Origin of the sequence: Rhizobium sp. M1 (assembly GCF_002531805.1) — a bacterium.
Lineage (GTDB): Bacteria > Pseudomonadota > Alphaproteobacteria > Rhizobiales > Rhizobiaceae > Rhizobium > Rhizobium etli_C.
In genome coordinates this window covers 301,767-313,412 of record NZ_NWSW01000001.1, presented here as the reverse complement: position 1 = coordinate 313,412, position 11,646 = coordinate 301,767, and the positions used below count along the sequence as shown (strand labels likewise).

The 11,646-nt window shown below is 59.5% G+C and carries 14 protein-coding genes and 2 tRNA genes; 6 read left to right on the top strand and 10 right to left on the bottom strand.

The window, feature by feature from the left end; genetic code table 11:
* Nucleotides 1–6 precede the first annotated feature (6 nt).
* The 5 genes from CO655_RS01530 to obgE form a co-directional block, all read right to left on the bottom strand.
* Nucleotides 7–312: a hypothetical protein gene (locus CO655_RS01530; RefSeq protein WP_097663571.1), complete on the bottom strand. Its 306-nt coding sequence runs from the start codon at nt 310–312 to the stop codon at nt 7–9.
* A 93-nt stretch (nt 313–405) separates the two neighbouring features.
* Nucleotides 406–1,005, bottom strand: coding sequence for a nicotinate-nucleotide adenylyltransferase (locus CO655_RS01525; protein ID WP_245423742.1), 600 nt, complete (start codon nt 1,003–1,005; stop codon nt 406–408).
* A gap of 37 nt (nt 1,006–1,042) precedes the next feature.
* The gene (locus CO655_RS01520; RefSeq protein WP_097663570.1) at nt 1,043–2,326 is read right to left on the bottom strand and encodes a glutamate-5-semialdehyde dehydrogenase; all 1,284 of its coding nucleotides are present in this window, start codon (nt 2,324–2,326) and stop codon (nt 1,043–1,045) included.
* Entirely contained in the window at nt 2,319–3,488 is a 1,170-nt protein-coding gene (gene proB / locus CO655_RS01515; RefSeq protein WP_097663569.1) for a glutamate 5-kinase, read from the bottom strand. Before proB ends, CO655_RS01520 begins: the two co-directional genes overlap by 8 nt.
* Nucleotides 3,475–4,563, bottom strand: a complete 1,089-nt coding sequence (gene obgE, locus CO655_RS01510) for a GTPase ObgE (RefSeq protein ID WP_097663568.1) — start codon at nt 4,561–4,563, stop codon at nt 3,475–3,477. Before obgE ends, proB begins: the two co-directional genes overlap by 14 nt.
* A gap of 84 nt (nt 4,564–4,647) precedes the next feature.
* Between obgE and CO655_RS01505 the strand changes: the two genes are divergently transcribed.
* Entirely contained in the window at nt 4,648–5,514 is an 867-nt protein-coding gene (locus tag CO655_RS01505; RefSeq protein ID WP_097663567.1) for an endonuclease/exonuclease/phosphatase family protein, read from the top strand.
* A 38-nt stretch (nt 5,515–5,552) separates the two neighbouring features.
* Here CO655_RS01505 and CO655_RS01500 read toward each other — a convergent pair whose 3' ends face one another.
* The 4 genes from CO655_RS01500 to rplU all read right to left on the bottom strand — a co-directional run bounded on the left by CO655_RS01500 (nt 5,553) and on the right by rplU (nt 7,539).
* Nucleotides 5,553–6,140 carry a GNAT family N-acetyltransferase gene (locus CO655_RS01500; protein WP_097663566.1) on the bottom strand — a complete coding sequence of 196 codons (588 nt, stop codon included), beginning with the start codon at nt 6,138–6,140 and terminating at the stop codon, nt 5,553–5,555.
* Nucleotides 6,137–6,793: a GNAT family protein gene (locus CO655_RS01495; RefSeq protein WP_097663565.1), complete on the bottom strand. Its 657-nt coding sequence runs from the start codon at nt 6,791–6,793 to the stop codon at nt 6,137–6,139. Before CO655_RS01495 ends, CO655_RS01500 begins: the two co-directional genes overlap by 4 nt.
* Before the next feature lie 125 nt (nt 6,794–6,918).
* Nucleotides 6,919–7,188 (bottom strand): 50S ribosomal protein L27, encoded by a 270-nt coding sequence (rpmA, locus tag CO655_RS01490; RefSeq protein ID WP_004127267.1) that lies wholly within the window; start codon nt 7,186–7,188, stop codon nt 6,919–6,921.
* A gap of 33 nt (nt 7,189–7,221) precedes the next feature.
* A complete protein-coding gene (rplU, locus tag CO655_RS01485; protein ID WP_016736254.1) occupies nt 7,222–7,539 on the bottom strand; it encodes a 50S ribosomal protein L21 in 318 nt (105 codons plus the stop codon).
* A gap of 302 nt (nt 7,540–7,841) precedes the next feature.
* Between rplU and CO655_RS01480 the strand changes: the two genes are divergently transcribed.
* Nucleotides 7,842–7,931: transfer RNA gene (locus CO655_RS01480), tRNA-Ser, on the top strand.
* 344 nt (nt 7,932–8,275) lie between these two features.
* Here the strand turns inward: CO655_RS01480 and CO655_RS01475 are convergent.
* Nucleotides 8,276–8,800, bottom strand: a complete 525-nt coding sequence (locus tag CO655_RS01475; RefSeq protein WP_097663564.1) for a hypothetical protein — start codon at nt 8,798–8,800, stop codon at nt 8,276–8,278.
* A gap of 391 nt (nt 8,801–9,191) precedes the next feature.
* Here CO655_RS01475 and CO655_RS01470 point away from each other — a divergent pair, with 391 nt between their 5' ends.
* The 4 genes from CO655_RS01470 to CO655_RS01455 all read left to right on the top strand — a co-directional run bounded on the left by CO655_RS01470 (nt 9,192) and on the right by CO655_RS01455 (nt 11,407).
* Nucleotides 9,192–9,647, top strand: a complete 456-nt coding sequence (locus CO655_RS01470) for a hypothetical protein (RefSeq protein WP_141514277.1) — start codon at nt 9,192–9,194, stop codon at nt 9,645–9,647.
* Nucleotides 9,648–9,750: 103 nt separating this feature from the next.
* A tRNA-Ser gene (locus tag CO655_RS01465) sits at nt 9,751–9,827 on the top strand.
* 457 nt (nt 9,828–10,284) lie between these two features.
* The gene (locus tag CO655_RS01460; RefSeq protein WP_097663562.1) at nt 10,285–10,524 is read left to right on the top strand and encodes a hypothetical protein; all 240 of its coding nucleotides are present in this window, start codon (nt 10,285–10,287) and stop codon (nt 10,522–10,524) included.
* Between the two features lie 94 nt (nt 10,525–10,618).
* The gene (locus tag CO655_RS01455; protein WP_141514276.1) at nt 10,619–11,407 is read left to right on the top strand and encodes a hypothetical protein; all 789 of its coding nucleotides are present in this window, start codon (nt 10,619–10,621) and stop codon (nt 11,405–11,407) included.
* Nucleotides 11,408–11,646: the final 239 nt, after the last annotated feature.

Genomic DNA, 11,646 nt, shown 5'->3' with positions numbered 1-11,646 from the left:
ATAACCCTATTGGCTGGCGATGAGGATCCACGCGTTCATGAAGCGCATGGCTGTTCCGAGAGCAGGAGATTTGGCAGTACTGATATGGCTGGGAAAGCCGACGACAAACCACAAGACCCGCCGGGACAATGCCCATTTTCGTCCGCCTTGCCGATAAAATCGGCAGCAGTCGAAGCCTCTCGCCTTCAGTGTTGCATCGCCAGCATTGCTGCATTGCACAAATCGATATTCAACTTCCTCAGGAATATGGTACAACACACTCATCGAAACGGCTTTCTCCTCCTCCCATAAGCCGTTCGACAGGATCGACAACACTCCTCCTCCCAGTTGTCGATCGAGTTCATAAGCCCGACGGATCCTCCCCCGTCGGGCTTTCTCGTTTTTGGGATTTCCTTGAAAATCAGCCTATTTGACTGCGCCCGGCAACGCGCCGTTGCGGATTGCCGTCGAGCTCAGGCCGGACCGCGGTCCGTGGATGAAGGTCCAGGCCGGTGCCGGTTTCTTCCAGAGGACGCGCGCGTCGTCCTCGTCGATGCGGGCGAAATCGAAGGTCCGCGTCATCTTCGAGGAGAGATAGGAGAGTGTCGCGCCAGGCCGGTCGATCACGGCGATCGGGAAGGTGCGGGCAATCTCCTGCCACTTCTGCCATTTGTGAAAGGTCTGCAGGCTGTCGGCGCCCATGATCCAGATGAAATGCACATGCGGATTGCGGGCCTTGATGCGGGCCAGCGTATTGGCGGTGTAGCTGACGCCGAGCGCCTGTTCGAAGGCGGTGACCTTGATGCGCGGATCGGCGGCGACACGCTCGCTTTCGGCAATGCGTTCGGTAAGCGGTGCGAGCTGGTTGCGGCTCTTCAGCGGATTGCCCGGGGTCACCATCCACCAGAGCTGGTCGAGGCCGAGCCGCTTGATGGCGATCTCGGCAACAAGCGCGTGGCCCTGATGCGGCGGATTGAACGAACCGCCGAACAGGCCGATGACCATGCCGCGTTCGCTGTGCGGCATGCGGAGGTAGCGCCGATCCAGATTTTCCGTCGTCACGTCAAGGTCGGGTCTGTCCGGCACCGCGCACCCGGTATTTGAAGGAGGTGAGCTGCTCGACGCCGACGGGGCCGCGCGCATGCATCTTGCCGGTGGCGATGCCGATCTCCGCGCCCATGCCGAACTCGCCGCCATCGGCAAATTGCGTCGAGGCATTGTGCAGCAGGATCGCCGAATCGACCTCGGTGAAGAAACGCTCGACGACGGCGGGGTCTTCGGCGATCACTGCCTCGGTGTGGTTCGACGAATAGGTCTGAATATGGGCGATGGCGCCCGATATGCCGTCGACGACGGCGACCGAAATGATCGCGTCGAGATATTCGGTCGTCCAGTCCTCCTCGGTCGCCGGCTTGATGCCGGGGGCGACCTTCAGCACCGTCGCGGAGCCGCGGATCTCGCAGCCGGCTTCGGTGAGAACCTCGAGCAGCGGCGTCAGATGCGTGCCGATCGCGGCGCCATCGACCAGCAGGGTTTCGGCCGCGCCGCAAATGCCGGTGCGGCGCATCTTGGCATTGACGACGATCTGCTTCGCCATCTCGATATCGGCGGAGGCATCGACATAGATGTGGCAAAGGCCTTCGAGATGGGCAAAGACCGGCACGCGGGCCTCGCTCTGCACCCGGGCCACCAGGCTTTTGCCGCCACGCGGCACGATGACGTCGATCGCGCCGTCCAGGCCGCGCAGCATGGCGCCGACGGCGGCGCGGTCGGTGACCGGAACGAGCTGGATAGCATGCTCTGGAAGTCCTGCCGCCTTCAGGCCGTCGACGAGGCAGGCATGGATAGCCTGCGATGAACGACGCGAATCCGAGCCGCAGCGCAGGATGACGGCATTGCCGGCCTTGAGGCAGAGGGCGCCGGCATCCGCCGTGACATTCGGCCGGCTTTCGAAGATGACGCCGATGACCCCGAGCGGCGTGCGGACGCGCTCGATCTTTAGGCCGTTCGGCCGGTCCCAGGCGGCGATGACTTCGCCGACCGGATCGGCAAGGGCGGCGATGGCGCGGATTCCCTCGGCCATTTCGGCGATGCGCTTGTCGTTCAGCGTCAGCCGGTCGACGAAGGAGGCAAGCGTCTCGCTGCCTTCGATATCCCTCAGGTCCTTGGCATTTTCGGCAAGGATATGCGCCTTGCTGGCGAGGATCGCATCGGCCATGGCGTGCAAGGCGCGGTTCTTCGCCTCGGTGGATGCGAAGCCCAACGGTCGTGCGGCAGCCTTCGCCTTGCGGCCGATGTCGTTCATCAGCGCGTCAATGTCAGGGCTTTGCGCAACGGTATCAGGCATGGGCCGCGTCCTTCTTCTGCCTTTCCAATTTCTGTCTGATCTGTGTGGTCATCACCATGTCGTCGCGATGGACCATGGCGGCGCGGCCGGCATAACCGAGGATGGCCTCGATCTCGGCCGACTTGCGGCCGGCGATCCGGCGGGCGTCCTCGGCATCGTAGCTGGCAAGCCCGCGGGCGATCTCGCGACCTTCAGGGCCGACGATCGCCACCGTATCGCCACGGCTGAACAGGCCGGAAACGCTGCGAACGCCGGCGGGAAGCAGGCTCTTGCCGGCCCCGAGGGCGGTGACGGCGCCGTCATCGACATGCAGTTCGCCGGCCGGCTGCAACTGTCCGGCGATCCAGATCTTGCGGGCGGTCACCGGCGTGCCCGAGGGTGCGAACCAGGAGGAGCGGGCGCCGTTCTCGATTGCCGACAGCGGGCTGTCGGTCTTGCCGGAGGCGATGATCATGGCGCAGCCCGATGTCGTGGCGATCTTGCCGGCATCGATCTTGGTGCGCATGCCGCCGCGGGAAAGCTCGGAAGCCGCACCCCCGGCCATCGCCTCGATGTCAGGGGTGATTTCGGCGATCGTCTCCAAGAAGGCCGCATTCGGATCGAGATGCGGCGGCGCGGTATAAAGACCGTCGATATCGGAAAGAAGAATGAGCAGATCGGCGCCGGTCATCGTCGCGACGCGGGCCGCCAGGCGATCATTGTCGCCATAGCGGATTTCGCTGGTCGCGACCGTGTCGTTTTCGTTGATGATCGGCACGGCGCCGATTTTCAAAAGCTGGTTGATGGTGGCGCGCGCATTGAGATAGCGACGGCGCTCTTCGGTATCGCCGAGCGTCAACAGGATCTGGCCGGCGACGATCTCGTCGCGCGACAGGCTTTCCGACCAGGCACGCGCGAGCGCGATCTGGCCGACGGCGGCGGCCGCCTGGCTTTCCTCGAGCTTCAGCGCGCCGGAAGGCAGGTCGAGCACCGAGCGGCCGAGCGCGATCGCGCCCGAGGAAACGACGAGCACATCGATCCCCTTGGCCTTCAGTCCTGATATGTCGGCGCACATGGCGTCGAGCCAGGCTTTTTTCAGCCCGGCCTTGCGGTCGACGAGGAGGGCCGAGCCGATCTTGATGACGATGCGGCGGTAGCGGCCGAGCGGCTTACGGTTGGTCATCGACCCCATCCTCGCCCGTGTCCTCTTCGGAGACGATCATGTCGCGATGCCTGAGCTTCGGCACCTTGGCCGGCTTTTCCTCGGCATTTTCTTCGACGATGATATCGCGCAGCGCCCGCAGGACCTCGGTCATGCCCTTGCCAGTGACGGCCGAAATCTGGAACGGGGTCTTGCCGCAGGCCTTGGCCAGTTCCTTCGTCTTCTTTTTCAACTCGGCCTCGTCGAGCACGTCGATCTGCGACAGCGCGACGATCTCCGGCTTCTCGGTGAGATGGTTGCCATAGGCTTCGAGTTCGTGCTTGACCGTCTTATAGGCTTTGCCGACCTTTTCCTCCTGGGCGGAGACGAGATGGAGTAGCACGCGGGTGCGCTCGACATGGCCGAGGAACCGGTCGCCGATGCCGACACCTTCATGGGCGCCTTCGATCAGGCCGGGAATGTCGGCCAGAATGAATTCCCGTTCGTCGACGGTGGCGACGCCGAGATTGGGATGCAGTGTGGTGAAGGGATAGTTGGCGATTTTCGGCCGAGCGCGGGTGACCGACGCCAGGAAGGTCGATTTGCCGGCATTGGGCAGGCCGACGAGACCGGCATCGGCAATCAGCTTCAGGCGCAGCCAGATGGTCTTTTCCTCGCCGGGCAGGCCGGGATTGGCCCAATCCGGCGCCTGATTGGTCGAGGTCTTGAAATGGGCGTTGCCGAAGCCGCCATTGCCGCCATGGGCGAGGCAGTAACGCTGGCCTTCGACGGTGAGATCGCAGATCAGCGTTTCCCGGTCTTCCTCGAAGATCTGGGTTCCGACGGGGACCTTGAGCGTCACGTCGCTGCCGTTGGCGCCGGTGCGGTTCCTGCCCATGCCATGGGTGCCGATCGTCGCCTTGAAATGCTGCTGGTAGCGGAAATCGATCAGCGTGTTGAGGCCGTTGACCGTCTCCACCCAGACATCGCCACCGCGTCCGCCGTCACCGCCATCGGGGCCGCCGAACTCGATGAATTTCTCGCGCCGGAAGGAAACGCTGCCGCCGCCGCCGTCTCCGGATCGGATATAGACCTTTGCTTCGTCGAGAAATTTCATTTTACTTCCAGTATCCGGTGGCAGTTGGACGGCCCGTCTTGGCCCATTCGATATAGGCGGTTCCGACGGAGGTCAAAGATTATCGTGAATTTTGCGAGCTATAACATACAGTACGGCTTCGGTCTCGACGGCAGATACGATCTCGCGCGCATTGCCCGGAGCCTCGAAGGCGCCGACATCATCGCGCTGCAGGAGGTGACCCGTGGCTTCTCGCGCAACGGTTTTGCCGACATGGTCGCCGGTATTGCCGCCTTCTTTCCCGACCATTTCTGGGTATATGGGCCGGCCTGCGACCTGCATGTCGAGGCTGATCAAGGCAAGCCCGCGCCGGGACCCGGCACGCGTTTTCAGTTCGGCAATATGGTGCTGTCGCGCTGGCCGATCGTCTCGACCCGGACGCTGCTTCTGCCGCGCAGCCGGACGCTCGGCAAGATCAACCCGCAGCGCGGCGCGACCGAGGCGGTCATCACAGCGCCCGGGGGGGCGATCCGCGTCTATTCCGTCCATCTCGACCACGTTTCGCCCGACGAACGCATCCGCCAGCTGCAATTTTTGAACGCTCATATCAATGCTTTCGTCCAGGAGGGCGGGTCGCTGACGGGGGCGGCCGAATTCGATCTGCCGGAGCCGCCGCTGCCGGAGGATTACGTCATTCTGGGTGATTTCAACATGGAGCCGGAATCGCCGGAATATTGCGCGCTTGCCGGCGCTGCCGGCGGATATTACGGCCGCGTCGCCAGGATCGGGACGCCGGTCGACGCCTTTGCGGCGCTCGAAGCTTATCGCCCGGAGAGCTACAGCTGGATGGATCCCGAGGATCACGGCAAACGCATGCATCTCGATTATTGCTTTGTCAGTTGCGGCCTCATGAGCCGGTTGAAATCCGCCCGGATCGACACGCAATCCGTCGGCTCCGATCATTTCCCGCTCTGGGTCGAGATCGAAAATTGACGGAGACGCCGCCGCGGGCGGCGGCGTCTCCTTTTTGATTAAGCCACCTTCCGCGGCTGCAGCATACCCGGCTGCAGCACGGTTTCGATGTGCGACACCATGGTGTTGCGGGCGAAACAATAGATTTCGCCGCAACCCGTCATGCGGAACCCGAGCTTCTCCTGCAGTCGCAGCGACGCCGGGTTGTCGGCGAAGACGCCGGAATGGATCGGCGTCTCCGGCATGCGGCGCGAGAAGCGCTCGATGATCGCCGCCACCGCCTCGCTCATATAGCCGCGCCGCCAGTAGTAGCGGTTCAGCCAATAGCCGAGGTGCCAGCGGCCGTGGCGCAGCTCGATCGAGACGTTGCCGATATGGACATCGTCCTGACCTGTTATCGCCAGGGGCCAGTCGGGCAGGGTGCCCGAGGTGACCGGCATCAGCCAGTCCAGCGCATCCTGCCGGTCGAAGGGCGCGGGAACGCGGGACAACATGCGCGTGACCGCGAAATCGGAAAGCGATTCCGCGATCGCAGGCGCATCGCTCAGCCTGTGCGGGCGGAGCGTCAGCCGTGATGTCGAGATGACCGGCGCGGGGCCGGGCATCAACGGCTTCAACTCCGGCCTTTGCAGCGCGGTCGTGCTCATGCGATGTTCCCCCAGCTTCTCAGCGACATCCAGGTCTTGCGGTCGAGCCTGTACCATTCCACAGGCACGTTGCTGCCGAGCGCCAGCGAGGCGGCAAGCCCCGAGCCCTGGAACTGGAAGCCGCACTTCTGGATGACGCGCCGCGAGGCGACGTTCATCACCCGGCAGCGGGCGTCGATCTGGTCGACGTCCTGGCGGGTCCTGAACACCATATCGACCAGGGCATGGCAGGCCTCGGTCGTATAGCCCTGGTTCCAATAGGGTTCGCCCAGCCAGTAGCCGATCTCGACGGTCTTGCCGTCGGCATGCGGCTCGACGCCGCAGCAGCCGATAAAGGCGCCGTTTTCGGCTTTGGTGATGGCATAGACGCACTTGCCGATCTCGCCATTTCGCGTACGCCAAACAAAGTCGGCGGCATCATTGGCGGTATAGGGGTGCGGCATACGCGATACCATGGTGGCGACTTTGGCGTTGTTGGCGAGATGGGCAAGGGCGTCGATGTCTTCTTCGTGGGGCGCGCGCATGACGAGCCTTTCCGATAACAAGACAGGGCAATCGGTCCTTAACCGTTCCGGCCTCAGCCGTTCTATGGGAGACCGCTGGTCTTCCCGGGGAGACCGTGATTGGTCTGCCCTCAACAATTCGCCTTGCATGTTCAGTCCTCCTGTTTGGACAAAGAAAAAGGGGAGATGGCGCCCCATCTCCCCTGTTTTCTGGACTGAACCTGGTACGGCCAGCCGGGTCGATGAGACGCCGGCTGTTTTTGAGCGCTACCGGCTTATTCCGCTGCTTCCGCTTTCGGCATGACAGACACGTAGACGCGACCGTTGGCCTTCGTTCGGTAGTTCACATTGCCGGCGGTAAGCGCAAAAATCGTGTGATCCTTGCCGAGGCCGACGTTGGAACCCGGATGCCACTGCGTACCGCGCTGACGCACGATGATGTTGCCTGCGATGACGGCTTCGCCGCCGAACTTCTTCACGCCAAGGCGCTTGGATTCGGAATCGCGACCGTTGCGCGAGGAACCGCCAGCTTTTTTGTGTGCCATTGGAGTTCTCCTTTAAACCTTGTCCCGTTGATCTTACTTGGCAGCCACGATGTCCGTGATCCGGACGACCGTGTGATGCTGACGATGGCCGCGCGAACGCTTCGAATTCTGACGGCGGCGCTTCTTGAAGGCGATGACCTTCTTGCCGCGGTTCTGTTCGACGACTTCTGCCTTGACAGAGGCGCCGGTGACGAAGGGCGCACCGATCGCAGCGTCGGCGCCTTCGCCGATCACGAGCACTTCGGTGAATTCAATGGAGTCGCCAGCGGATGCTTCAAGCTTCTCGATGGTCAGCACGTCATTGGCTGCCACTCGGTACTGCTTACCGCCGGTCTTGATGACTGCGAACATTTTTTATCCTTTCATGTTCGTTCCGGCGCTCCCCGCATCTAAGCAGGTGGCCGTCTTTTTATCAGTCGAAGTTAGCAGGGATTTCAGGGAGCTAGCCCGGAATTCTGGTCTGCCGGTGAAACCCCGCGCGAACGCGGGGCGGGCAAGGGGCGGATTACTCCACTCCTATTGCGGATGCGGGATACGCGAGTGACAGAAAGGTGTCAAGGCAAAAGGATGGAAAAGCTTGAGATTTCGGCTTGCCAACCTGTCATATGCTCGTTATGAGAACGCCCGCGCCGAACAAGCGCCGACCTGACCGCGGAGAGGTGGCAGAGTGGTCGAATGCACCGCACTCGAAATGCGGCATACCTGCAAGGGTATCGTGGGTTCAAATCCCACCCTCTCCGCCATATGGAACGCTGAGCCGTAAAACTTTACCGTGATCTACTGATTTCTCTCGATCTGAGATACTGGTGTCGAAATTGGCTGGGGCCCACTCCAGGCGCTGAGATGCCACAAGACGACGCTGTTCCGGCGTGCTGATGCCGGGCAAATTAAACTCCTGCCATGCGAGATGTGCATCACATAGCGAATAGCACAGCCGCCTCGCTCTTATGAAGCCGCTTACAGCCTTTACGGCCAAGACTCTGATGTTGAATCTTCACTTTAGAAAGCGCTGGATGCAATGGCCTTCCAGGAGGGCTAATGATTGCGGTGGCGTAAGAATGGACCTGAACCTGACAGATCACTGGGTTTAGCTTGAGCGGAATTTGACCATTTGTTCGATATTGTCTTTTGTGCACCTGTCGCCAAGTACAATCAGATCGTTTCTCCATGTATTGGATGATGGCAAAAGATAGAGATTTCGTGCTTGGGTCTGATAAGAATTTATGGCATTCGACTGATCTATAGCCGCTTGCCTTTTGTCACCGGTTACATAGAAGACGAGTGTTAACCAATTTAGCATCGCAGTCTTGGACAGTTTTTCTGCTTGTTCGTTAAACGCTTGCTGCTGATCTTCCGGCAGCGCAGCCACCTCTGACAGGATCGGACGAATCACAAGTTGCCCATCCTTGGCTCGATAGGTCTGCATTTTGGGAGGCAGGGGCGTTTCTGCGATCTTGCTACAGTAAGCATCGCCAGCGCTGATAGCAGCTTCGATTGCCTTCGCGCGATCGGCAGCTACGATTTGGTCTCGCAATAGAAAAGTCTGCCACAGAGCGATACCCGCCGCGGCGACGGAAACAATAACTGTCGCAGTCTCTAGAATCTTAGCCATAAGTAAACCCCAATCCAAAACGGCGGGAAATGACCACAACCAGGGCGTCGGCTCAAGAGGACGTGAGGGGATAGGATTACCGCAATCTTAAGCGCCGGGAAGTAGAGGCGCCATAACATGCAAAATATCAGATAGCGTGGCAGACCTCGCGTTGCTCCACCAAATTTCGATAAAATCATTTGCGCCATATAAGAGGGCTTCCTCCACACTTTATTGTCCCGCAGCGGAAGCACGGGGGAGGTGCGGCGCGTGAAAAGCTCCGGGCTACGCGCAGGCTCTTGGCGCGCTGTTGACCCGCCGTTCTTAATGGAAGGAACCGCTCACCTCGGCGCTTGGTTTCGGAGCCGATTCGATTCGACTCAACAGTATGAGTCGTGGCATACTTCTGCCCATGGCAGAGGTGACGAAACTTTCCCCGAAGTCCACAGGCGCACGAGAAGAGCGCCTGCCTTCCGATTCCCAACAAATCGCGGATCAAATCAGAGCGCTTTTGGAAAGCGTCACTCAGGAAAGCCGGGAAGCTATTCTTGCTGCAATATCCGAATACGTCAGGCCTATTCCAGTTGAGCGTGCAGGGGACGTGCTGGGAACCGTGGTAAGATTCGTACAACGGAAGCAGGAAGTTACGGTTGAGGATGTCAAAGAGGCCGTCCGCGAAGCGGGCCTCGATGCTACTCCGAAGGAAGTCTACAACGCCATCGGTTATTTAACGAGGAAGGGACACATGCGTCGTGTCGGTTACGGCCGTTACATCATCGACGGCGTGGAATTTGTCACCTCCGATGACTTCGGTGGCGCGCCATCCCGCCACGAGGACGGATACAAAATTGATGAATCCGGTCAGTGACTTGCAGAAGGGAGGGTAAAGTAGGATAATAGTCAGACAGGCAAAGCTTTCGCGTCTGAACAGGTCTTCGACCACCTATCCAGACGCTTGGCTGAAAGCCTTAGCGCTCGTAGCTCAGTAGGATAGAGCAGGTTCTTGCTAGGTCCCAGGTCGCCGGTTCGAATCCGGCCGAGCGCACCATCCATCTACTAGCGCCCGCTGATGATAGCATTTGCGGGCGCTAGATGGAATCGGCTGCAGTAGAAAATATTTTTGTAGTTAATCGCATCAACCCATTCGTGCTCTTGTTTAAAGGCTTATACACGCTCAGAGATTCCTTGTGGCTACTTATCGACAGCAGCGCACTTCAGTTTCCCCTCGTCGACGAAGAGACCCATGCGCCTCGCGAGGCCCCCAATGACAACGTGCACGTCAGGGATTTTTTCAGGCGATGCGACGAGGCAGGTTTGATGCGAGAGGAAACTTATAGGTTCAAGGTAGCCAAAGCGCCTTTTGATGACATCGGCAGAGATAGGGTGCGCCCGCACTGGAAACGACGACTTGGTAAAAGACGTTTTGTGATACTGCGGCTCGAATGCGCGGGGGAGTCCGCGCTAGTGTCTGCTCTTGGTCACGACGAGGTGAAGAAATCATCCAGATGGATATTGACCTGCGGGACAAGCTGCAGGTTGCGCTCGACAGCGCAGTGGAGATGAAGGTGTCGCTGGCGTCGTGGCATCAGCAACTACGGTGGTATCTAAACGCCACAGACCCGGCCGTGCGCATTCCGGCGTGGCTTGGTGTCTGGTCTTTTGTCGTCGGGCTAGTAAGCATTCTTCCGATCTATTCCTGGGTATCAGATGCAGTAGCATACCTGGTTTCATTGACGTGCGGATGATTCACAAATGAAGTCACCATCCAACAAAAGTTCGAGTCGATACGGGATTTGTCGATTGACGGGATCCGAGGGGAAATTAGTCCGGAGCCATCTATTGCCCAAGGCTGTAACACGCACGGAACACCCCGGAGAAGTGCGTATCGAAACCGGAGAAGGAGTTATCCCGAGAAGGCGTTTTGACGGCTGGTATGACGCGCGCATGGTTACCCGTACCGGAGAGAACATACTGTCGCGATTGGATGACTACGGTATCTCTGAGCTGCGCAGGTTGAAGCTTCTGTGGAGTTCGTGGAATGGTCCAGCGCTGCTTGAAGATCAATCCATTGAATGGTTCACCCAAGATTGGGGAATGCGTAAAGTCTCGCCGTCAGATCCGCAGAGATTGCGCTTGTTCTTCTTGAGTCTCCTCTGGCGTGCTGCGATTACAGAGCAAATCGGCTTCACTTCTATTGTACTCTCGCAAGAGCGCCTCGAAAGACTCAGGTTGATGGTCGCGACGGGCGACCCCAATCCCATCAGTGTCTTTCCTGTTACTTTGATGCAGCTCTCAACTGATGGCGGCTGGCACAACACGACGCCAACAAAGGAGATAAAGACCTATCCGGACGAGAGTGGACACAGCAGGGTGTCGTCCTTTCGCTTCTACTTTGACGGCCTCATTGTTCACATTGATGACGAGGAGACTGACCCCGTCCAAAACAGGTGGGGGAACATGGCAATCGGAGCCGGCGACGATTGCATGGTGCTCGTCCGCCCATATGAAGGATCCGCCCAGGAAGAACGATTAATGCGTAATATTCGGGATGCGACCTCTGACCACGGCGAGCTGGTAGATTCTTTGCTCAAGCGAGGAAATCGTGGGGTGCCTAGCTCCAAGACCTAGTCGGGGAATGGCGCTAACTCTCGTAGCCGTACCTTGCCCGCTCGTCGACGTGGCTCGGTTCCCAAAGGCAGATCATCTCGGATCGATTTTGTCATGTAACGCGGTTGATCGGCTCGTTTTGTGAACTATCATCAGGCTCGGATAGCGGGGGCACCTCTGCAGAAACCGCCTCCGTCTTCAACTTCATCTCATCGCCACCCATACGTCCTTATTGCTCCCACTTTCAACCGAGGTTTCTC

Excerpts from the sequence above, each read along its gene's own strand:
- CO655_RS01525 (WP_245423742.1), bottom strand. The coding sequence starts at position 1,005 with ATGCCGCACAGCGAACGCGGCATGGTCATCGGCCTGTTCGGCGGTTCG.
- CO655_RS01520 (WP_097663570.1), bottom strand. The coding sequence starts at position 2,326 with ATGCCTGATACCGTTGCGCAAAGCCCTGACATTGACGCGCTGATGAAC.
- proB (WP_097663569.1), bottom strand. The coding sequence starts at position 3,488 with ATGACCAACCGTAAGCCGCTCGGCCGCTACCGCCGCATCGTCATCAAG.
- obgE (WP_097663568.1), bottom strand. The coding sequence starts at position 4,563 with ATGAAATTTCTCGACGAAGCAAAGGTCTATATCCGATCCGGAGACGGC.
- CO655_RS01500 (WP_097663566.1), bottom strand. The coding sequence starts at position 6,140 with ATGAGCACGACCGCGCTGCAAAGGCCGGAGTTGAAGCCGTTGATGCCC.
- CO655_RS01495 (WP_097663565.1), bottom strand. The coding sequence starts at position 6,793 with ATGCAAGGCGAATTGTTGAGGGCAGACCAATCACGGTCTCCCCGGGAA.
- rpmA (WP_004127267.1), bottom strand. The coding sequence starts at position 7,188 with ATGGCACACAAAAAAGCTGGCGGTTCCTCGCGCAACGGTCGCGATTCC.
- rplU (WP_016736254.1), bottom strand. The coding sequence starts at position 7,539 with ATGTTCGCAGTCATCAAGACCGGCGGTAAGCAGTACCGAGTGGCAGCC.
- CO655_RS01475 (WP_097663564.1), bottom strand. The coding sequence starts at position 8,800 with ATGGCTAAGATTCTAGAGACTGCGACAGTTATTGTTTCCGTCGCCGCG.
- CO655_RS01470 (WP_141514277.1), top strand. The coding sequence starts at position 9,192 with ATGGCAGAGGTGACGAAACTTTCCCCGAAGTCCACAGGCGCACGAGAA.
- CO655_RS01460 (WP_097663562.1), top strand. The coding sequence starts at position 10,285 with ATGGATATTGACCTGCGGGACAAGCTGCAGGTTGCGCTCGACAGCGCA.